This window comes from Falsochrobactrum shanghaiense, assembly GCF_003149535.1.
Lineage (GTDB): Bacteria > Pseudomonadota > Alphaproteobacteria > Rhizobiales > Rhizobiaceae > Brucella > Brucella shanghaiense.
In genome coordinates, this window is record NZ_QGDB01000002.1 from 267476 (window position 1) to 288068 (window position 20593).

A 20593-nucleotide genomic window follows, 5' to 3' on the forward strand; every position below is an offset into this window, starting at 1 on the left:
GTGCTTATGCGAGACTGGATAGTTTCCAGTCCAGTGAGCTGATCTCCTTGCGAAGGCATTTCATGCTTTTGCTGGAAATGCTCTGGCTGCAAAAGGACTAGATCGTGCGACCAAAGTTACTCCGCGAAGCCATCATCGCTTTCACCCTCGTCTTCTTTCCCGCACATGGGGGCGGAATTATCACTCCGGCCTTTAGCGCGGAAAAGCGCGCCGAACTGGTGCAATATTCTGTCGATACGGATCTGAAGGCTCTCGCGGCCAAGGGAAAGACGGTGGTTTTCTTTTTTGCGACCTGGTGCCCCAATTGCATCCTGACGCTCACCGAGTTGCAGGAAAAGTGGAATGAAATCGATCCTGACCTCACGCTTGTCATTGCCGATTATGACCGGGAAACCGCGTTGAAGGCGGAATATGGCGTTACCTATCAGGACAGTTTCGTCCTGCTCGACAGGGATGCGAAAAGCGTCAGGCTCTGGAATGCCGGAGGCGTGAAGGGGCTAAACGAAAATTCACGCGCCCAATGAGCCTCGTCTTTGCCTTTGTCGCAGGCATTGTAACGGTATTGTCGCCCTGCGTACTGCCCCTGCTGCCGGTCATTCTCGCCAGTTCCGCTCTGGAGGGCAAGTCGCGGCCCTATGGGCTGATTGTCGGATTTGCCGTAGCCTTTACGGTGATCACCCTGCTGCTGAGCCTGTTTGTCCGGCAATTTGCAGTCTCGCCGAATATCCATCGCATAGCCGCGTCGGTCATCTTCATCATGCTCGGGCTCGTGCTCGCTGTCCCGGCCTTCAAGAACAGGTTCGAGATCGCCACCTCGCGCTTTACCAGCCTTTTTGCGACAAGCGGCAGGCAGGGCAGCGGATTTTGGGGCGGGGCGCTCACCGGCGCGGGATTGGGACTGGCATGGACGCCCTGCGTCGGTCCGATCATGGCGTCGGTGATCACGCTCGCGCTCAATCAGCAGACAAGCCTTGCCTCGGCCTTGACGGCGCTCATGTTCAGCCTCGGGACGGCGCTGCCCATGGGGCTTTTTGTACTCTTCGGCAATGATATTTATGGCCGCATCGGCGTTCTTAAAAGAAACAGCGCGCGAATCCAGCAGGCCATGGGCGTGCTGATCCTGCTGGTGGGGCTTTCGATCTGGTTCGGTTTTGACCGCTCGATTCAGGCCGCACTTTTTCAGGCGTTTCCCGGCTGGGATTCAGCGCTGACCGGCTGGGAGAAAAACGTTCTGGAATGAAATGCCTGTAATGGGCGGTCGAGGAAAAAAACATACCGGTTGCCCGCCGATAATTGGCAGGGATTTCATTGTGCCGCCGCCCGCATTCGTATGAAATCACAAAATAATTTAGCAGGAGCCTCCCGATGATGACCAGATTTGCAAGAAACTTCCTTTCCGCCACCGCGCTTTCCGTGCTGGCGTTGAGTGCCGCCCCGATCATCGGCTCCGCCGTGCCAAACGCCGTCATCGGCGTAAAGGCCTTCGCGCAGGAAGCCGCCTATCCGATTATCGTCAATAATGAGCAGTTTCAGGCGCTGGTTGAACAAGGTGCGAAAATCGTCGATTCCCGCCAGCCCGCCGCTTACGAAAAAGGCCATATTCCCGGTGCCGTCAATCTGCCATGGGCAAAGCTGAACGTTTCCGAACGCGACGGTATTCGCAATGAGTTCGCCGAGGACGCCGTCTTTGAAGAGGTGATTGGCACCGCTGGCCTCAAGGCGGGCGATACGCTGGTCATTTACGACACCAATTCCCTTCCGGGCCGGGCATTCATCGCGCTTGAATATGCGGGCTTCAAGAATATTCACGTACTCGATGGCGGCGTGGATGCCTATGCGGGCGAATTGTCCACCGATCCGGTAGAAGTCGCAAAGAGTGATTTCAAGCTGGAGAACAAGCACGACGTTCGCGTTGACAAGGCCTATGTTGAATCGAAATTGCGAGCGAATGACACGGTCATTGTCGATGGACGCAATGCCGATGCTTTCGTCGATGGTCATATTCCGGGCGCCAAATCGGTCGTGGCGGCCAGCCTGTTGACAAAGGACAAGAAGGTTCAGCCGGAAGACGTCATCAGCAATCTTCTTGCTTCGCGCGGCATCGACAAGAACAAGGAAATCCTTTCCTATTGCGGCAGCGGTGTCGCGGCTGCAAACAACTATATCGCGCTTCGCAATCTCGGCTATACCAATGTGCGTATCTATGACGAAAGCTGGGATGAGTGGAGCCGCGATCCGCAAGCCGGTCAATCGCTGGCGCTTGGCAACTATGCTTTCGGAACCGGCACGGTGAAGGCCGATGCCGCAGAGGGCGCGCCTCGTTTCCTCACCGAAGCGCAGGTCAAGGAACTGGCGGCAAATCCTGAAGTGATCGTCGTCGATGTGCGTTCGCCGTCGGATTACAGCGCCGGTCAGATTCCGGGTTCGGTGAATGTGTTCTGGGATACGACGCTGGATGATAACCGCGTGCTCAAGACGCCGGAAGACCTCAAGAAGATCTATGCCGAAGTCGGCGTAACGCCTGACAAGAAGGTTATCCTGTTTACGCGCGGCGGCGTTCAGCTCACCCACAGCTACACGGTTCTGTCGCTGCTCGGTTTCAAGGATGTCGATTTCTTCACCGGCAAATTCGAAGGCTGGGAAAATGGAGCCATGAAGAAGGGCTAAGCTTTTGTTTAAACCCGCCGGTGCAGACCGGCGGGTTACGCCTTGATGGGAGCGCTGTTATTTCTATGTCAGTGGCCCCAGCACGGCTCCGGCACATGCAGCCAGCATGACGACCGCCCATGGCGGTGCTTTCCATGCCATCAGCGCGACAAAACAGACGAGCGCCAAGGCAAAATCTCCCATTCCGCCAATCGTGCTGGTGAAGACAGGCGAATAAAGTGCAGCACCGAGAATGCCGACCACTGCGGCATTGGCTCCCTGCATGGCGGATTGCGCCCATGCCTTGCGCCGGAACAGGTCCCAGAAGGGCAATGCGCCGATCAGGATCAGGAAGCCGGGCAGAAATAGCGAAAAAAGTGCTATGGCCGCTCCCGCAATGCCATTTGGTTCTGGTTTCATGACCGCGCCCAGCCATGCGGCAAAAGTAAAGAGCGGACCGGGGACCGCCTGTGCCGCACCATAGCCTGCAAGAAACGCATCTTCCGATACCCAGCCCGTTGCGACTGTTTCAGCCTGCAATAGTGGCAGGACGACATGCCCCCCGCCAAAGACCAGTGAACCGGCCCGATAGAAGCTGTCGGCGAGCGCCAGTGCCTGATCCTGACGGGCCAGAACAGGAAGACCGAGCAGGAGGATGATAAAAAGCGCAAGCGCCGCGAGGCCCGTTCCACGCGACACCGGTATTGGCAAATATCCGCCAGCCATGGCGCGTCCCTTGTTAATGCCCAATCCGGCAATAGCGCCCAAAAGAATTGCGCCCATCATTCCGATAGCGCCCGGCGCGATGGCCAGCACGATGACAGCCGCCACGGCTATCGATGCCCGCTCCTTGTCGGGGCAAAGGTTTTTTGCCATTCCCCAGACGGCCTGCGCCACGATGGCGACGGCAACGATCTTCAGGCCGTAAAGCGCTCCCAGCCCCAAAGGATGCTGTATGGCTCCCGCACCCATTGCCAGCATGAGCAGCAACAGCGCCGATGGCAGCGTGAAGGCGAGAAATGCTGCCAGCGCACCGCCCCAGCCCGCCCGGCTCAGGCCAAGCGCAAAGCCAAGCTGGCTGGAGGCGGGGCCGGGCAGGAACTGGCACAGGGCAACGAGATCGGCATAGGCGTTTTCGCTCAGCCATTTGCGCCGTATCACCAGTTCGTCGCGAAAATAACCAAGATGAGCAACGGGGCCGCCAAAGGAGGTGAGGCCAAGCTTCAGAAAGACGCCGAAAACTTCGCTGACGCTGCCTTGCGTCTGTTGGTGGCGATAATCCATTGTAAAACTTTCATTTTATAAAGTCGTGCCGTCTCTGATTATATGAGATTGAAAACAATATCATGACCGTTTTGCGCGCTGTCGCAAGCTGGCCCGGTGGCTGGCGCTGGGATAGCTTATCGACTGTCATAAAAGCTTGCCAAAACAGTAATCGCTTTGTCTTAAACGCTCGCTAGGTTCCGCCTCGGCAGGCTGGACAGGGGGTCCAGCCACTTTTGTAAGTTTTAACCGAAGCGTCTGGAGCTACTCATGACCGCTCTTCTAACCCGTGCCGTTGCAGCCTTGGCAATCAGTGTTTCCGCGGTGGCAACGCCGGTTCTCGCTCAGGACTGGAAGTCCGAATTGCCTGCATTCCGTATCGGCCTGCTTGGCGGCGAAAATGAATCCGATCGTCTGCGCAAGAATGAGTGCATGGTCAAGCAGCTTGGCGAAAAGCTGGGCGTGCCGGTCGAGCTTTATCCTGCTTCCGACTATGCCGGCGTCATGCAGGGTCTTCTCGCGGGCCAGCTCGACGCTGCTTCGCTGGGTGCTTCCGGCTATGCAGGCATCTACCTGCAAAATCCCGATGCGGTGGAGCCGATCTTCGTCGCCCTCGAAAATGACGGTTCTGACGGCTATTATTCGGTGATGTATACGCGCGCCGACAGCGGTATTGAAAACCTTGAGCAGATGAAGGGCAAGACCCTTGCCTTTGCCGATCCCAACTCGACCTCGGGCTATCTGGTTCCCAAGGCGGAGCTGGAAATGCAGGGCGTTAATGTGGAAGACTATTTCGCCACCACCGGTTTTGGCGGTGGTCATGAGCAGGCGGTTATCGCCGTGCTGAACGGCCAGTATAATGGCGGTGTCACCTGGACGTCCGGCGTGGGCGACGAGGCGGAAGGCTTCAGCCGCGGCGCATTGCGCTCGATGGTCGACAAGGACCTGCTCGACATGAAGGATCTGCGCATCATCTGGAAGTCGAACCTGATCCCCAACGGTCCATGGGTCGTGCGCAAGGCCATGCCCGATGCGCCCAAGCAGATCGCCATCGACTGGATGGAGACGCTCCATGAGACCGATTACGAATGCTATGTCGACGTCTCGCAGGGTGACGGCAAGGGCTTCAAGCGCGTAGACCACGATTTCTTCAAGAACATCGTCGCCATGCGTGAACGCGAGCTTCAGGGTTCGCGCTAATACTATCGATAAGCCGGCCGCTGTTCCCGCAAGGACAGCGGCCGGTTTTATAATGCTCATTGAGACGGAGCTTGCCATGCAATTGACGACCGAGCATCTCACCAAGAGCTTCGCTACGCGCAATGCCGTATCGGATATTTCGTTGACGATCCCGCAAGGACAGATGGTTGGCGTGATCGGGCGCTCGGGGGCGGGCAAGTCTACGCTGCTGCGCATGATCAACCGGCTGGCCGAACCTTCCAGCGGGCGCATTACCTTCGACGGCAAGGATGTGACAAGGCTGAAAGGCAGCGCCCTGCATGAATGGCGCGCGACCTGCGCCATGGTGTTTCAGCAGTTCAATCTCGTCGGTCGCCTCGATGTCATCACCAATGTGCTGACCGGCAGGCTCTACCATCATGGTTTCGTGGCTTCGATGTTGCAGATGTTTACGGCTGCGGAGCGCGCCTTTGCCATCCGCGCCCTCGACAGGCTCGGCATGGCGCATACAGCACTTCAGCGCGCGGATACGCTTTCGGGCGGGCAGATGCAGCGCGTGGCGATTGCCCGTGCGCTGGTGCAGGAACCGCGCATCATTCTGGCCGACGAGCCGATTGCCTCGCTCGATCCGCTGAATGCAAAGCTGGTGATGGATTCGCTGCGCACCATCAATCGCGAAGACGGAATCACCATTATTTGCAATTTGCATACGCTCGACACGGCGCGCACCTATTGCGACCGCATCGTCGGGCTGAAAGACGGTGTATTGGTATTCGACGATGTTCCTGCCAAGCTGACGCCGGAAATCGCGCGTGAGATTTATGGCGCGGAGGCCGAGGACGCTTTCGTTGAAGGCATAACCTCGTCGGCGCTGGAAGGCGCACCGGCAAAGGAACGCCTGACCGAAGAGGATCTGGCAAATAATGCCCGGATCAGTCTGGGAGCGGGCTGAACCGATGACAAATGCCAGCCTTGCCGCAAAAGACGGCCACAACGATCCGGTTGATATTTTCGAGGCTCACCGTGCGCAGCTTATCCGCTCACGGCGCGCGATGAATGTCCTTTTCCTCGTTCTCTTTGTGGCCGTGCTGGCTGCGTCCATCCATGTTTCGCGTTTTTATCCGGAGCGGCTTGCGTCCGGCCTGCCGCGCATTTTTGAATATTTCGGCACGATCATGCCAAATCTGGAGCTGGACAAGCTGTTTCTCGGTCGCGGAGAAAACGGCCGTGCGGTGCCGGGCTCGATCGTTTACTGGTATTCCGATTTCTGGCTCTATGTCCGGCTCATCATCGAGACGGTGCTGATGGCGCTGACGTCAACGATCATCGGCGCGGCATGTGCATTTCTGCTTTGTTTTCCGGCATCGCGCAATCTCGCACCCAATAGCGTGGTCTACTGGCTGTCAAGGCGCTTCATGGAAGTGTGTCGCGGTGTGCCGGAAATCCTTTATGCGCTGATCCTCGTCTTTGCCGTCGGCATCGGCCCGCTGGCGGGCGTGATCGCTATTGCCATTCATACGGCGGGCGCGCTCGGCAAGCTCTTTTCGGAAGTGAATGAAAACGCCTCGATGCGGCCCCTTGAGGGCGTTCGGGGCGTGGGCGGCAACTGGTTCGAAGAAATGCGCTATGGCGTCGTTCCACAGGTCTTGCCGAATTTCGCCTCCTATACGCTGTTGCGTTTCGAGATCAATGTGCGCTCGTCTTCAATCGTCGGATTTGTCGGCGCAGGCGGCATAGGGCAGGAACTCAACCGCGTCATCAGCCTTTATTCCGATGACCGGGTGGTCGCGGTGCTTCTTCTGGTCATCGTTCTGGTAACGGCCATCGATCTCCTTTCGGAACGCGTGCGCACGCATTTCATCGGCAAGGAGAATTTCCAATGAATGCCATTCCGCTTTCCGGCATTTCCGCAAGCCATATCGAGGCTGTGCGCCGCGATCATCCGGCAGCATTCGGCAATCCTTCCTCGCGGCTGCGCCTCTGGGGCATATGGATCGCCGTGATCGCCTACACATTGGGATCGCTTTGGTATTTCGAGGTCTGGAAGCTCGCTACCATGTCGGACCCGGTATGGCGGCTTCTCAAGGCGATGGTGACCTGGAAGGATATGGAAAGCTGGCGCTATGGAGATATTTATACAGCAATCGCGCAGACGCTCGCCATGGCTTTTCTGGGCACCCTGCTGGCCTCATGCGCGGCATTGCTGATCGGCTTTTTTGCAGCGCGCAACACCATGCCATTTGTGCTGATACGTCAGGTGGTGCGGCGGATACTGGACGTGCTGCGCGGTGTCGACCAGCTTGTCTGGGGGCTTGTCTTCGTGCGTGCCGTCGGGCTGGGACCGCTGGCCGGCGTGCTGGCGATCTTTATTTCCGACACCGGAACCTTGTCGAAATTATATTCAGAAGCCATTGAAAACATAGACAGAAAGCAAGTGGAAGGAATTCGCGCAACGGGTGCAGGGCCGATCAAGGTGGTGCGTTACGGCTATCTGCCGCAAGTACTTCCGGTCTTTATCTCGCAGGCGCTGTATTTCTTCGAATCATCGACACGAAGTGCGACCATTCTCGGTCTGGTCGGGGCGGGCGGCATCGGAATGATCATCATTGAACGCTTCCGCGCCAATCTCTTCGATCAGGTGACATTCGTCGTGCTCAATGTGCTGGTATGCATCTTTGTCATCGACTGGCTGTCGAAAAAAATCCGCGCGCGATTTATCGGACAGCAGGGGCATTAGAGCATTTCCAGCAAAAGTGTGAAACGCCTTCGCAGGGAAATCAGTTCACTGGACTGATTTCTTTTCCTGCTCCGATGCGTCCGGATAATGCGTAAAAACAAATAGATAGAGCGCATCCCGAAAAGTGTGAAACGGTTTTCGGGCAAGATGCGCGGTAAAACAAATAGTTAAAGCCTATTTCGATCTGATTGGATCAGTTCGTCACCACGCCCCGGCACTTTCTCCCATTGATGAGCATTATCAGCGCGAGGCAATCGGTTTCATAAACTGATTGCCTCGCGCAGATGCTTTGTATTTTCGCTGAAATCCCTTGACACGGCGGAGTTGAGGCGGATTTCGACTCTTGATGAAACGATAAATATAACGATTCAAATAATCTGAATTATAATCCATATGATGCGCCTGCAATGAGCACGACTCCATTATTGTTGTGCAGTGGACGCACTACAAATAATTGAAATTATTAATTAAAATAGAAAATATTGAATTTCGTTTTTGATTATCACCGCCCGCTGGCTTTTGTGAAAATAATATGAAACGTTTTATTGACATGCATAAAAGCTGCTTTTATGGTCAGGCGGTAGAGCGTTGACCCCCGTGCAATAAGCAATGGGTGCGCCATTGCAGGCAGGCGGCGCTTCTGCGTTTGGGAGGAGAAAAACATGGCATTTTATCTGGGCCGCCTGATGTGCGGCGCATTGCTGGCGTCTACTGCATTTGTCGGAAGTTCCGTTGCCTGCGAGTTGAAGATCGGCTCGCCTGCGGTTTTGTCGGGTCCGGCGGCGCAATGGGGCCTTGCGCTTCGCGGCGCGGTGGAATTCGTCGCCAAGGAAACGATGGAGGAGAAGCGTCTGGTCATCGACGGGACCGAGTGCACCGTATCGACGCATGTGATCGATTCCAAATATACGGCGGAAGGCGCGGCCTCGGCGATGAGCGCGCTGGCTGCGGATGGCGTCAAGGTGATCGTCGGTGCGGTCGGCTCGCCGGAAGTGACGGGCATGAAACCGGTCGCGACCCGCAACCGCATGGTCGCCATGGTCAACAGTTTCGCCAAAAATGCGATCGGGCCGCAATGGCCGAGCGTATTCCATATCGGACCGGGGCCTTCGGCCTGGGCAAGCCCGATCATCGATGCGGGGCTTGAGCGTTTCAAATTCGACACTGTGGCAATCGTTGCGCCAAACGATCAGGGCGGCACGGATATTGCCAGCGTCAATGCGCAGATTTTCAAGGATAAGGGACTGAGCGTCACCGAAGAATATTACCAGCGCGGCACCACCAATTTCGCCCCGATCATCACCCGCATCATGAGCACCAATCCGGGCGCGCTCGATCTTGCTTCCTCGCCTGCAGGTGACGCGGGCATCATCGTCAAGCAATTGCGTCAGGCAGGTTTTACGGGACCGGTGTTCCGGCTTGGCGGTCCGGGCTTCGATGAAATCGCCCGCGTGGCTGGCGGCGTCGATGTCCTCAAGGATTTCCTCTGGTACGAGCCCGTCTATATGGACGACAACCTGCGCGCTCTTGAGGAAAAATATCAGAAGCTGATGGGATCGCCACGCCCGGAAAACAGCGATTTCTTCCGCTGGGTCTTTGCGGCGCGCATGATGGTGAAGGCGGCGCAGGCTGCGGGCAGTGTCGATGATTCCGAAAAGATCGCTGCGGCCTTGCGCGAGCTTCCTGTCGAGGACGAGAACATCGGCAAGGGTTACTGGATCGGCGAGAGCTTCTTCGGGATCAATCAGGAAATGTCCTATCCGTTTGCGATCGGCGTCGTCGAGAATGGCGAACAGCAGCCGTTCATCCATGCGGACGCGGTCAAAGAAGACTGAGGCCTGAACAATGGAAAGTTTCATCACAACGGGGCTGATCGGAATCAGCCTCGGCTCACAGTACACCCTTCTGGCGCTCGGGTTTACGCTGATTTTCGGTATCCTCGGAGTGGTGAATTTCGCCCATGGCGGATTCTATGTAATGGGCGGCTATGTCGCCTATTACTGCACGACAATGCTGGGCTTGCCCTATCCGCTGGCCGTATTCCTGGCGCTGGTCGCCACCGCCGCCCTGGGCTGGCTGTTCGAGGTTCTCATCCTTGAAAGGGTGATCGAGGATCATCAGGCGACGCTGATGGTCACGCTCGGCTTCTATCTTGTCATGGCGACGTCGATCCTGATGATCTTCGGCGCGGAATCGCCGCAGTTCACCTTTCCCGTCTCCGGCGTCTGGCGTCTTGGCGGGGTATATTTCCCCTATGCCAATATGATCGTGCTCGGTGCCTGTCTTGCGGCAATCGCCTTTGTCTACTGGCTCGTCTATCGCACCAATATCGGACGCGGAATGCGCGCCATGGCTGAAGACCGCGCGGTAGCCAGCGCGCTGGGCATGCGCACCAAGGCATTGTTTCCATTTGCTTTTGCCCTTGCGACGGGCCTTGCAGGCATCACCGGCGCGCTCGTCACGCCCATTCTGGCGCTGGCTCCGCATGTGGGCGACTCGGTTCTGGCCTTCTCCTTCCTGACCGTCATTCTGGGCGGGCTGGGCAGCGTTACCGGCGCAACCGTGGCCGCTTTCATCGTCGGTCTGGTCGAAGCCTATGCCGCCGTCTATCTGGGCGGCTCCAAGGGTGCGCTTACCCTCTTTACGCTTGTTCTCATCATTCTCGTGGTCCGGCCGCAGGGCCTTCTGGGCAAGGAGGCGCGTCGCTCATGAGCACTTCCGTCAATTCCGTACTGCCTGCCAGCAAGGGCCAGTCATTGCTGGGAAGCCACGACTGGATCACGCTCGCACTCGTGGCGCTGGCATTCATCATCCCTTTGGTGAGCGTCAATCCGCAGATACTTTCGCAGACCAATCTGATCCTGATTGCAGCAACCGGCGCGCTTGGCGTCTATATCATGCAGCGGCTCGATCTGATGAGTTTTGCGGTTCCCTCCTTCATGGCGATCGGCGGCTATACGGTTGCGGTCCTCAGCCTGCGGGTGGGGATTACCGATGTCTTCGTGCTGGGCGTATGCGCTTTCGTGGTGCCGGCACTTTGCGCAATTCCCTTGGGGTCGCTGATCCTCAAGCTCAAGGGCGTCTATTTCGTCCTCGTGACCTTCGTTCTCAGCGAGATCGTGCAGCTGCTGCTTTTTGAACTGGAACCGCTTACCGGCGGCGCCAACGGCCTTGTGGGAATGCCTGCCGTCACGATCTTCGGCATGGAATTGTGGGACAACTCCCATGTGTTGCTGACGACCTGCGGCCTTGCCTTCACGGGCTTCGTAATCACCGCCGTGTTCACACGCTGGTTCCGTTACGAATTTGCAGCCATCGAAACCAATGACGTTCTGGCGGAAAGCCTTGGCCTTGCAGCCTGGAAATACAAGGCGATGGCCTTTGCGGTTGCCGCAGGCGTTTCCGGATTTGCGGGCTTTGCGCTGGTCAATATGCTCATGACCGCACATCCGACTTCCTTCGCGCCGATGTCGTCGGTCTCCTACATCACCTACACGATCGTGGGCGGCAAGAGGACGATCCTCGGCACGCTGGTCGGAGCGATCCTTCTGGTCTCGGCCACCGATTACTTCGCTTTGAGCGGGGAAATGTCTCCCGGCCTCTTTGGCCTGCTGATCATCGTCGTAACGCTTGTCGCACGCGGCGGCGTGGTGGGGGTTGCAACCAATATCCTCCGGCGCCTGATGCAAAAAGGCACAGCCGCGACCCCTGCCGCATCGGCATTGGCAGTCGAGGAGAAGAAGCAATGAACGGACAGAATATCGCCGCCAATGCGCTTCATGCCGATAGCATTTCCAAAGCTTTCGGCGGGCTCAAGGTCTTCCATGATGTCAGCTTCACCGTGCCTGCGGGCGGGTTGCTGGGCGTTATCGGGCCCAATGGTGCGGGCAAGACCACGATGATCAATATCATCTCCGGTCGCCTTAATCTGAGTTCCGGGCGGGTCATGCTGGGCGATGTGCGCATCGATGGCCGCCCGGTCTATGAAAATGCCGACCGGGGACTGGTGCGCAGCTTCCAGCAAACCGCGATCTTCAGCGGCTATAGCGTCGAAGACAACCTGCTTTCGGCATTGCGGTTTTCGGGGGGCTTGTCGGGAGGCAACCGGGTGGTGCTTGAGCGTCTTGCGCCGCTGCTCGACCAGTTCGGGCTGATCGAGAACTGGAACCGCCATGCCGAGGTTCTGCCCTATGGGCTTCAGAAAATGCTGGGGCTTACCATGGCGCTGGCAACGCAACCCAAGATGCTGCTGCTCGATGAACCGGCGGCGGGGCTGGAAAAATCCGAACGCGTCAACATCGACACCTATGTGCGTTTTGCGCGCGAGACTTTCGGCTGCGGGGTGCTGCTTGTCGAACATGACATGGAACTCATCAAGCGGCTTTGCCCCGAGGTCATCTTGCTCGATGGCGGCAAGCTCATCGCGGAAGGCCCGCCCGCTACGGTGCTGGCTTATGAGCATGTGATCAATGCCTATCTTGGCGGCAGCGAGGAGGAGGATGACGATGCTCAGCATTCGTGATCTGCATGTAAATTATGGCGGCACCCGCGCCTTGTCCGGGGTCAGCCTCGATGTCAAACGCGGGCAGACCGTCTTGCTGATCGGCGCCAATGGAGCCGGAAAATCGAGCCTTATCAATGCGGTGATCGGTCTTGTGCGCGCAGCGCGCGGTGAAGTCACCTTTGACGGGCGCAATATCAGCGGCTTGGCCAGCGATGCACGGGCGCGGCTTGGCATCGGTTATTCGCCCGAGGGCAGGCGGGTCTTTCCCGGCATGACGGTCAAGGACAATGTGCTGGCGGGGGCGGGTACGCTTTCCTCACAGGAGCAGACCCGATCCTGGGACAAGCTGGTTGCAAGCTTTCCGTTTCTTGCCGAGCGGCAGGCGCAGGCGGCGGGCGAACTTTCCGGTGGCCAGCAGCAGCTTGTCGCAATTGCGCGCGCGATGTGCAGCGGCCCCAAACTGCTCTTGCTCGACGAACCGTTTCTCGGACTTGCGCCGGTATGGATCCAGCAAATATCGGTCGCGGTTCGCCAGATGCAGGAAGAGGGCATCGCCGTCCTGATGACCGAGCAGATGGCTCGCCCCGCACTCAAGCTTGCGCATTCAGGACATATCATGCGCGGCGGGCTTATCCGCCGTTCCGGAACCACCAGTGAAATCAAGGGCGCGGCCCTCGCGGAAGAATATCTGTGAGCCGAAGCCCGGCCTTTCTTCGGGTCGAACAGGAGAACTATTTTGGGTAATTCTGCACCACTCAACGGTCTGACGGTCCTGGAACTGGGCCATAGCGTGGCTGCGCCTTATGCGGGCCTGATCCTTGCCGAACTGGGCGCGCGGGTCATCAAGATCGAAAATCCGGCCACCGGCGATTATGCGCGCGGCTGGGGGCCTCCCTTCCTTAAAGAAGACGCGACGGCCTTTCACGCGCTCAACCGGGGCAAGGAAAGCATTACGCTCGACTTTTCCAAGCCCGACGAGCTTGGCATGCTCATGCGGCTGATCGGCGAGGCCGATGCCGTGATCCAGAATCTGCGGCCCGGCCTGTTGACCAAGTTTGGCGTCGATGTTGACGAACTGCGCCAGAAATATCCTCAGCTGATCTGGTGCGATATTGGCGCATTTGGCAAGACCGGGCCATTGTCGCGCAAGCTGGGTTATGACCCGCTCGCGCAGGCTTCCTCCGGTATCATGTCGATCACCGGCGAAGCGAACCGTCCGCCCGTGCGCGTCGGCGTGTCGCTGGTCGATATGGGGTCGGGCATGTGGACGGTAATCGGCCTGCTATCGGCCCTTTTCGAACGCACCCGCGACGGGCAAGGCGCGCATATCGCCACATCCCTGTTTGAAACCGGCCTTGCCTGGATGACCATTCCGCTTGCCGCTCATGCGGTCGCAGGCGAAGTGCGCAAGCCGCATGGCTCCGGCCTTGCCGAAATCGTCCCCTATCAGGCTTTCGAGGCACAGGACGGCTGGGTGATGATCGCGGCGGGCAATGACAAGCTTTTCAGCAAGCTCTGCCAGGCGCTGCCGGGACTGGAAGCGGTGGGAAAAGATCAACGTTTCGCACGCAATCGCGACCGGGTGGTGCTGCGCGATGAACTGGTTCCGCAGATCGCCGCTTCCGTAAGCCGCATGACGGTGAACGAACTGGGCGCGGCACTTGATGCGGTCGGTGTTCCCAATTGTCCGCTTTTAAGCATCGACAAGGTCTGGACCCATCCGCAAACCGAAGCGGTCGGCATATTGACTGAAGCGGACGGGCAGAAATGGGTTGGTCTGCCTTTCACCATTGACGATGCCCGCCCGACCTCCGGCGGGGCTGCCCCGGCGCTTGGGGCACATAACCAAACGATCAGGCAGGAATGCTAAGATGGAACGCACTTATGAAACGCTCGAACTGGAGCGCATCGACGATCATGTGCTGCTGATCCGGCTCAACCGGCCACAAGCGGCCAATGCGATGAATACCCGCATGGGCGAGGAACTGATGGATCTCTTCGAAGGGTTCCAGATCGATACCGACGGCCTGCGGGCGCTGGTGCTGACCGGAACGGGAGAGAAAGCCTTCTGCGCGGGCGGCGACCTGAAAGAACGCAACGGCATGACCGACAAGCAATGGCTGCGCCAGCATGCAATGTTCGAGCGCATGCTCCGGGCGATTGTCGGTTGTCCGCTGCCGCTGATTGGCGCAATCAATGGTGCCGCCTATGGCGGCGGCTGTGAAATTACGGCGGCGCTTGATTTTGCCTATGCTTCGGAGAATGCGCGCTTCGCGCTCACCGAAGTCACGCTCGGCATTATGCCGGGGGCGGGCGGCACGCAGAACCTGCCGCGTGCGGTCGGGGAGCGGCGTGCCAAGGAAGTGATCCTGACCGGGCTTCCCTTCACCGCGCAGCAGGCCTTCGAATGGGGGCTGGTCAATCGCGTTCTCCCACAGGCGGAACTGCTTGAAGCAACGCTTGCAACCGCGCGCCGCATTGCGGGCAATGCGCCGATCTCGGTGCGGCAGGCCAAGCAATCGATCCACCGCGGGCTTCAGATGTCGCTCGCCGATGGTCTGGCTTTCGAGATCGAATGCTACAACCGCATGGTGCCGACCGAAGACCGGCATGAAGGTGTGCGTGCTTTCAATGAAAAGCGCCCGCCGGTCTTCCGGGGAGTTTGAGCCATGAGCGAACAGGTAATCCTGCGTGAAGTCGGCCTGCGTGACGGTATCCAGATGGCCAGGCGCTTTCTGGAAACCGAACGCAAGCTGGAATGGGCGCAACGGCTGAAAGCCGCGGGCGTCCGGGAAATCGAACTCACCTCCTTCGTGCCGCCGAAGATCGTTCCGCAATTTGCCGATGCCGACGAGCTTGCCAAAAGCCTGCCTGCGCTTTCCGGCGTGGTGTCGTCAGCCCTCGTTCCCAATCTTAAAGGCGCGGAGCGCGCGCTGGCTGCGGGCTTCCGGCACATTAATTATGTCCTTTCCATCTCGGAAGCGCATAGCCAGTCGAATGTTCGTCGTTCGACCGATGAGGCTATCGCTGAATTCGAGCGCATCGTGGCCCTGAAACAAACCGATGCGGGGCGTGACATGGTGCTTGGCGTCGGGCTGGCTACAAGCTTCGGCTGCACGCTTCAGGGGCATGTCGCGCCTGAGCGCGTCTTCGAAGTAGCGCGCCGGGTGGCGGATGGCGGAGCGGACGAGTTGATCGTCGCCGATACGGTTGGCTACGGCCACCCCGCACAGGTGAAGGAATTGCTGCCGCCCATTATGGAAATTGCGGCGGGGCGGCGGGTGATCTGCCATTTCCACGATACACGCGGCCTTGGTTTGGCCAATGTCGCCGCTGCACTCGAAATGGGCGTGCGCGTTTTCGACAGCTCGCTGGCCGGGCTGGGCGGTTGCCCCTTCGCGCCGGGAGCGACAGGAAACATCAATACGGAAGACACGGCCTATATGCTTGAAAGCATGGGCTTTTCGACTGGCATTGACATTGCCGCGCTGCTCGAACTGCGCCGCGACGTAGAAAACTGGCTGGGCGATGAAGAGCGCTATAGCGGCGCCATTGCGCGCGCTGGCCTTCCCAAGACATTCATAAGTTCAAGTGAAAGACCGTGAAATGAGCGAAGATATTGTCAATATGGTGCTGGGCGAAGACTATCCCGAACTGCGGGAGTCGATCCGCCGGATTTGCGAAAAATATCCGCTGGAATATTGGGAGAAGCTCGAAGAGGAATCCGGCTATCCATCGGAATTCGTGGCCGAATTGACGCAAGGCGGCTTTCTTGCCGCACTTGTGCCGGAAGAATATGGCGGCGCCGGCCTGCCATTGCGCGCAGCCGCCGTCATTCTGGAGGAAATCAACGCCTGCGGCTGTCAGGCAAGCCCGGCCCATGCCCAGATGTATATCATGGGCACGCTGCTGCGCCACGGCACGAAACAACAGAAGGAAGCCTATCTGCCGGGGATCGCCGATGGCACGCTGCGCCTTCAGGCATTCGGCGTGACCGAGCCGACCACCGGCTCCGACACGACGCAGCTCAAGACGCGCGCGGTGCGCGATGGCGATCATTATGTCATCAATGGCCAGAAGGTGTTTACCTCGCGTGCGCTCTATTCCGATCTGATGCTGCTATTGGCGCGTACCACGCCGCTTGATCAGGTCGCCAAAAAGACGGAAGGGATTTCCGTGTTTCTGGTCGATCTGCGCGAAGCACGCGGCAATGGCATCGATATTCGCCCGATCAAGGCGCTGATGAACCATAATACGACTGAAGTCTTTATCGAGAATCTGCGCGTTCCCGCATCGGCGCTGGTCGGCGAGGAAGGCAAGGGCTTCCGTTATATTCTCGACGGCATGAATGCCGAGCGCATTCTGGTCGCTTCCGAATGTATCGGCGATGGCCGCTACATGGTGAAGCGGGCCGTGGAATATGCCAAGGAGCGTCATGTTTTCAACCGCGCCATCGGTGCAAATCAGGGCGTGCAGTTTCCGATTGCCCGCGCCCATGCCGAACTTGAGGCCGCCGACCTGATGGCGCGCAAGGCTGCGGCGCTGTTCGATGCGCACCGGCCCTGTGGCGGCGAAGCGAACATGGCCAAGCTGCTGGCGTCGGAGGCGACATGGCATGCGGCGGATACCGCGTTGCAGACCTTTGGCGGTTTCGGCTATGCCACCGAATATGGCATCGAGCGCAAATGGCGCGAGTGCCGTATCTACCAGACCGCCCCGATCTCGACCAACCTGATCCTCGCCTATATCGGTCAGCATATGCTGGGATTGCCACGCTCCTATTGAGGTATTAGCCATGGACAGCATCACCAGAAAGGCCGCGGATTTCATCGTCAACTTCGACGCTGCTTCCGCTCCCGCCGAGGCGATCCACGCCGCCCGCATCGGCATCGTCGATTGCGTCGGCGTCATGCTGGCGGGGGCGCGCGAACCGGCTGTCGAACTTGCCGCAGCTATTGCGACGCCCGCAACCGGCAGCAATGAAGCACCTGTCGCGGTCAACGGCATTCGCTACGGCGCTGCCGATGCGGCTCTCGTCAATGGCGTCGCAGCCCATGTGCTCGATTTTGACGATGTGGCGCTGGCAGGCCATCCCAGCACGGTTCTGGTTCCGCTCATTCTGGCGGAAGGGCATGTGCTGCAATCTTCCGGGCAGGATGCGCTGGAAGCCTATCTGGTCGGCTATGAACTCTGGGCGCACCTGGCGGAACTTGAACCGGGCCATCTGCATGATCGCGGTTTTCATCCCACGGCGGTCATGGGCACGCTTGCCTGCGCCGCCGCCGCAGCGCGCCTGCACCAGCTTTCTCCCGAGCAGACCGCTCACGCCCTGGCCATCGCCGCATCGCTTGCGGCGGGGCTGGTGGCGAATTTCGGCTCCATGACGAAATCGCTTCATGCGGGCCGCACGGCGCAATCGGGCATTCAGGCAGTCAGGCTCGCAAAATCCGGCTTTACCGGCTCGCTGGATGCGCTGGAACATCGCACCGGCTTCATGCGCTCCTTTTCGCCTTCAGGGACACCGGAACTTGATGCGGACGCTTTCAGGATCGGCGAAGAATCCATGGCAGCGCGTTATGGCGTCAACATAAAGCGTTATCCGACCTGCTATGCCACGCATCGCGCAATCGACGCCATGCTCGGTCTGGCCGAGGAGCATGATATTGCGCCCGACGACATTGCGACCATCCATGTGCATACGGGTATCACGCAGCGCCTGATGCTGCGCAACAGCCGTCCGCAAACGGGACTTGCAGCAAAATTCTCGATGGAATTCGCCATGGCGAGCGCGGCTGTCGCGCGGCGGGTGGGATTGCGCGAATTGACGGATGATTTCGTCAGCCGTGCGGATATTCAGGCAATGCTCGAACGGGTCGATGTAACCGTAAACGAGGACAAGGCCGCCGCCGATCTTCCCGTTGCGCCGTTCGATCTGGTCTGGGTGACGTTGCGCGACGGCACGGTGCTGCGCCACGATCCGGTGGAACATGCGCGCGGAAGCTGGCAGAAGCAGCTCGACCGCTCCGAATTGCAATCGAAATTCAATGAATGCGCGGCGATCTTCCTGCCGGAAGATAAGGTCGGGCCGCTTTTCAACAGGTTGTACGAAATAGAAAATACTACCGATCTTCGTGAACTTGATCTGTTATGACAACGATGAATGCGGACATGCCGAGATTGAAACCGACGATGCGGAACCATTCGAAATGAGCACTATTCCTGCCAAACAGATCCCCGGCGTCTATCATCGCCGCTTCGGCGATTTTCTGGTGACGGCGCTTTCTGACGGCTATGTCGAGATGGGCTATCATATCTTCCGCGAATTCGAACCGGACGATGTGGACCGGATGATGGCGCGCGATCATCGTATCTCGCCGCCGCGCATTTCGGTCAATTGCTTCTTGTTGCGCGGCCCGGCGGGAACGGTGCTGATCGACTGCGGCTCACAGGACAAGTTCGGCCCCACGGCGGGCAAGTTGTTCGAAAATCTCGCTGCCGCAGAAGTCGATCCGGCAGAGGTTGAGCACGTCCTTCTAACGCATTGTCATCCCGATCATTCCTGCGGGCTGACGGATGTGAAAACCGGCGCAAGGCTGTTTCCCAATGCGACGGTCATCGCCAATCGCAAGGAAATCGAGCACTGGTATTCGGATGCGGAAATGGCGGCGGCGGATGAACGCAAGCGCGAGCGCTATTTCGGCTGGACGCGCGAACAGATCGATCCCTATCGCAATGGCAGATTGCGGCTGGCGGAGGATGGCGAGGAAGTGCTTCCGGGCATAAGGCTTGTGGAATGTGCCGGTCACACGCCCGGTCACAGTACATGGCTGATAAGCTCGCAGGGCAAGCAGATGATCGTCTGGGGCGATCTTGCGCATGTGCCCGAAATTCAGGTCGCGCGGCCCGAGGTTTCCATGAGTTTCGACCATGATCCCGATATGGCCGCACGCAATCGCATGGCATTATTGGCGCGGATATTGGAGGAAGACATGCTGGTCGCGGGCATGCATATCCATTTTCCCGGCTTCGGATGGTTGCTGCGCGAGGGGTCCGGTTATCGTGTGGCGACCGAACAATGGAGTTTCGAGATTTAATATGCTTCTGATTGCGGATTGAACATGGCCAAGACACCTACCATACACGACGTTGCGCGGCTTGCGAAAGTCTCGATTGGCTCGGTTTCGCGGGTAATCAATGAAGCGGCGGATGTGAAGCCCAATATCCGCAAGGCGGTGGAAAGCGCGATTGAACAGCTCGGCTATGTACCCAATGCGGCTGCCAAATCGATGCGGATGGGGCGAAGCAGAACGATAGGCTGCATCCTGCGCGAGATCAACATCGCCCAGCTTGGCGGCTTCGTTTCCACCGCGCAGAACATGTTCAACGAATCTGGCTATGCCATGCTGATCGCCAATTCCGAAGGGCGCAGGCAGCGGGAAGTGGAATTGCTGCGCAGCTTTTCCAGCGGTCAGGTCGATGGCGTTCTTATGGGGCCTTACACGCCCATCGAGGGAGAGTTCGAGGAAATCCTGCGCGCGCTTCCCATTCCGCTGGTGATGATCGACCGCGACCAGCCTTTATGGAGCGATGCCGTCTATGCCGATCATGAGGGAGGAACGCGACAGGCGACGGGACATCTGCTCGATCTGGGGCATCGCCGCATTGCAATCATTACCGGTTCCCCCAACCTGCATCCCGGTGCCGGGCGTGTGCGCGGTTTCAATCAGGCCCATGCCGAGCGCGGGCTGACGCCGGTGCCGGAACTGGTGATCGCGGAAAGCTTCCTGCGCGATCAGGCCTATCGCACCACCTCGTCGCTGCTGGGTCTTTCGCAGCCGCCTACCGCAATTATCGCAGGCGGTATCGACATGCTTTCGGGTGTCCTGCGCGCCATTCGCACAAGGGGGCTTCGCATACCGGAGGATATTTCGGTGATCGGCTCGGGGCAAAGCGATCTGTCCGATCTCCACCAGCCGCCGATTGCGGTGGTGAGCTGGGACCAGAACGAGGTCGGCGCCACCGCCGCCGCATTACTGCTCGACCGGATCACACAAGGCAAAGGAGAGGAGCCGCGCCGTGTCATTATTCCGACGACGTTTAATCCGCAGGCGTCGTGCATGCCGCCCAGAACATTTCCAGCAAAGGTGTGAAACGCTTTTGCACCTAGCAGGGATTACGATGCCCGGCTGACGGGCCGAAGCAAGGCCAGACTATTCATTGTTGATCGCTGCTGTGCCCGGTCTCGGGCGCAGAGGAGGAGTATT

General features: G+C 58.5%; 20 protein-coding genes. 19 read left to right on the forward strand and 1 reads right to left on the reverse strand.

The window, feature by feature from the left end; all coding sequences use genetic code 11:
• The first annotated feature begins 104 nt into the window (after window positions 1-104).
• The 3 genes from DKP76_RS05150 to DKP76_RS05160 all read left to right on the forward strand — a co-directional run bounded on the left by DKP76_RS05150 (window position 105) and on the right by DKP76_RS05160 (window position 2667).
• Window positions 105-524: a TlpA family protein disulfide reductase gene (locus tag DKP76_RS05150; RefSeq protein ID WP_158279415.1), complete on the forward strand. Its 420-nt coding sequence runs from the start codon at window positions 105-107 to the stop codon at window positions 522-524.
• Complete coding sequence (locus tag DKP76_RS05155; protein WP_109705387.1) at window positions 521-1240, forward strand: cytochrome c biogenesis CcdA family protein; 720 nt, start codon at window positions 521-523, stop codon at window positions 1238-1240. Before DKP76_RS05150 ends, DKP76_RS05155 begins: the two co-directional genes overlap by 4 nt.
• A 125-nt stretch (window positions 1241-1365) precedes the next feature.
• Entirely contained in the window at window positions 1366-2667 is a 1302-nt protein-coding gene (locus tag DKP76_RS05160; protein ID WP_109705388.1) for a rhodanese-like domain-containing protein, read from the forward strand.
• A gap of 63 nt (window positions 2668-2730) precedes the next feature.
• Here the strand turns inward: DKP76_RS05160 and chrA are convergent, their stop codons facing one another.
• A complete protein-coding gene (gene chrA, locus DKP76_RS05165) occupies window positions 2731-3930 on the reverse strand; it encodes a chromate efflux transporter (protein ID WP_109705389.1) in 1200 nt (399 codons plus the stop codon).
• 249 nt (window positions 3931-4179) lie between these two features.
• Here chrA and phnD point away from each other — a divergent pair, with 249 nt between their 5' ends.
• From phnD to DKP76_RS05245, 16 genes are all read left to right on the forward strand, one after another.
• Entirely contained in the window at window positions 4180-5109 is a 930-nt protein-coding gene (gene phnD / locus DKP76_RS05170; protein WP_109705390.1) for a phosphonate ABC transporter substrate-binding protein, read from the forward strand.
• A gap of 76 nt (window positions 5110-5185) precedes the next feature.
• A complete protein-coding gene (phnC, locus tag DKP76_RS05175; RefSeq protein WP_109705842.1) occupies window positions 5186-6040 on the forward strand; it encodes a phosphonate ABC transporter ATP-binding protein in 855 nt (284 codons plus the stop codon).
• Window positions 6012-6971 carry a phosphonate ABC transporter, permease protein PhnE gene (phnE, locus tag DKP76_RS05180; RefSeq protein ID WP_199224753.1) on the forward strand — a complete coding sequence of 320 codons (960 nt, stop codon included), beginning with the start codon at window positions 6012-6014 and terminating at the stop codon, window positions 6969-6971. Before phnC ends, phnE (DKP76_RS05180) begins: the two co-directional genes overlap by 29 nt.
• Window positions 6968-7825 (forward strand): phosphonate ABC transporter, permease protein PhnE, encoded by an 858-nt coding sequence (gene phnE, locus DKP76_RS05185; protein ID WP_109705391.1) that lies wholly within the window; start codon window positions 6968-6970, stop codon window positions 7823-7825. The genes phnE (DKP76_RS05180) and phnE (DKP76_RS05185) overlap by 4 nt, the downstream gene beginning before the upstream one ends.
• Before the next feature lie 662 nt (window positions 7826-8487).
• Window positions 8488-9660 (forward strand): ABC transporter substrate-binding protein, encoded by a 1173-nt coding sequence (locus DKP76_RS05190; RefSeq protein ID WP_109705392.1) that lies wholly within the window; start codon window positions 8488-8490, stop codon window positions 9658-9660.
• A gap of 10 nt (window positions 9661-9670) precedes the next feature.
• Complete coding sequence (locus DKP76_RS05195; protein ID WP_109705393.1) at window positions 9671-10537, forward strand: branched-chain amino acid ABC transporter permease; 867 nt, start codon at window positions 9671-9673, stop codon at window positions 10535-10537.
• Window positions 10534-11574: a branched-chain amino acid ABC transporter permease gene (locus DKP76_RS05200; protein WP_109705394.1), complete on the forward strand. Its 1041-nt coding sequence runs from the start codon at window positions 10534-10536 to the stop codon at window positions 11572-11574. Before DKP76_RS05195 ends, DKP76_RS05200 begins: the two co-directional genes overlap by 4 nt.
• Window positions 11571-12347, forward strand: a complete 777-nt coding sequence (locus tag DKP76_RS05205) for an ABC transporter ATP-binding protein (RefSeq protein ID WP_109705395.1) — start codon at window positions 11571-11573, stop codon at window positions 12345-12347. The genes DKP76_RS05200 and DKP76_RS05205 overlap by 4 nt, the downstream gene beginning before the upstream one ends.
• On the forward strand, window positions 12331-13023 hold the full coding sequence (locus tag DKP76_RS05210; RefSeq protein ID WP_109705396.1) for an ABC transporter ATP-binding protein: 693 nt from the start codon (window positions 12331-12333) through the stop codon (window positions 13021-13023). Before DKP76_RS05205 ends, DKP76_RS05210 begins: the two co-directional genes overlap by 17 nt.
• A 42-nt stretch (window positions 13024-13065) precedes the next feature.
• Window positions 13066-14199 carry a CaiB/BaiF CoA transferase family protein gene (locus DKP76_RS05215; RefSeq protein ID WP_109705397.1) on the forward strand — a complete coding sequence of 378 codons (1134 nt, stop codon included), beginning with the start codon at window positions 13066-13068 and terminating at the stop codon, window positions 14197-14199.
• Between the two features lies 1 nt (window position 14200).
• Window positions 14201-14995 (forward strand): enoyl-CoA hydratase/isomerase family protein, encoded by a 795-nt coding sequence (locus tag DKP76_RS05220; protein WP_109705398.1) that lies wholly within the window; start codon window positions 14201-14203, stop codon window positions 14993-14995.
• 3 nt (window positions 14996-14998) lie between these two features.
• A complete protein-coding gene (locus tag DKP76_RS05225) occupies window positions 14999-15934 on the forward strand; it encodes a hydroxymethylglutaryl-CoA lyase (RefSeq protein WP_109705399.1) in 936 nt (311 codons plus the stop codon).
• A 1-nt stretch (window position 15935) separates the two neighbouring features.
• A complete protein-coding gene (locus DKP76_RS05230; protein WP_245410145.1) occupies window positions 15936-17114 on the forward strand; it encodes an acyl-CoA dehydrogenase family protein in 1179 nt (392 codons plus the stop codon).
• A 10-nt stretch (window positions 17115-17124) separates the two neighbouring features.
• A complete protein-coding gene (locus DKP76_RS05235; RefSeq protein WP_109705400.1) occupies window positions 17125-18480 on the forward strand; it encodes an MmgE/PrpD family protein in 1356 nt (451 codons plus the stop codon).
• Between the two features lie 55 nt (window positions 18481-18535).
• Window positions 18536-19423, forward strand: coding sequence for an MBL fold metallo-hydrolase (locus DKP76_RS05240; protein WP_109705845.1), 888 nt, complete (start codon window positions 18536-18538; stop codon window positions 19421-19423).
• Window positions 19424-19447: 24 nt separating this feature from the next.
• A complete protein-coding gene (locus DKP76_RS05245) occupies window positions 19448-20479 on the forward strand; it encodes a LacI family DNA-binding transcriptional regulator (protein WP_109705401.1) in 1032 nt (343 codons plus the stop codon).
• Window positions 20480-20593 lie beyond the last annotated feature (114 nt).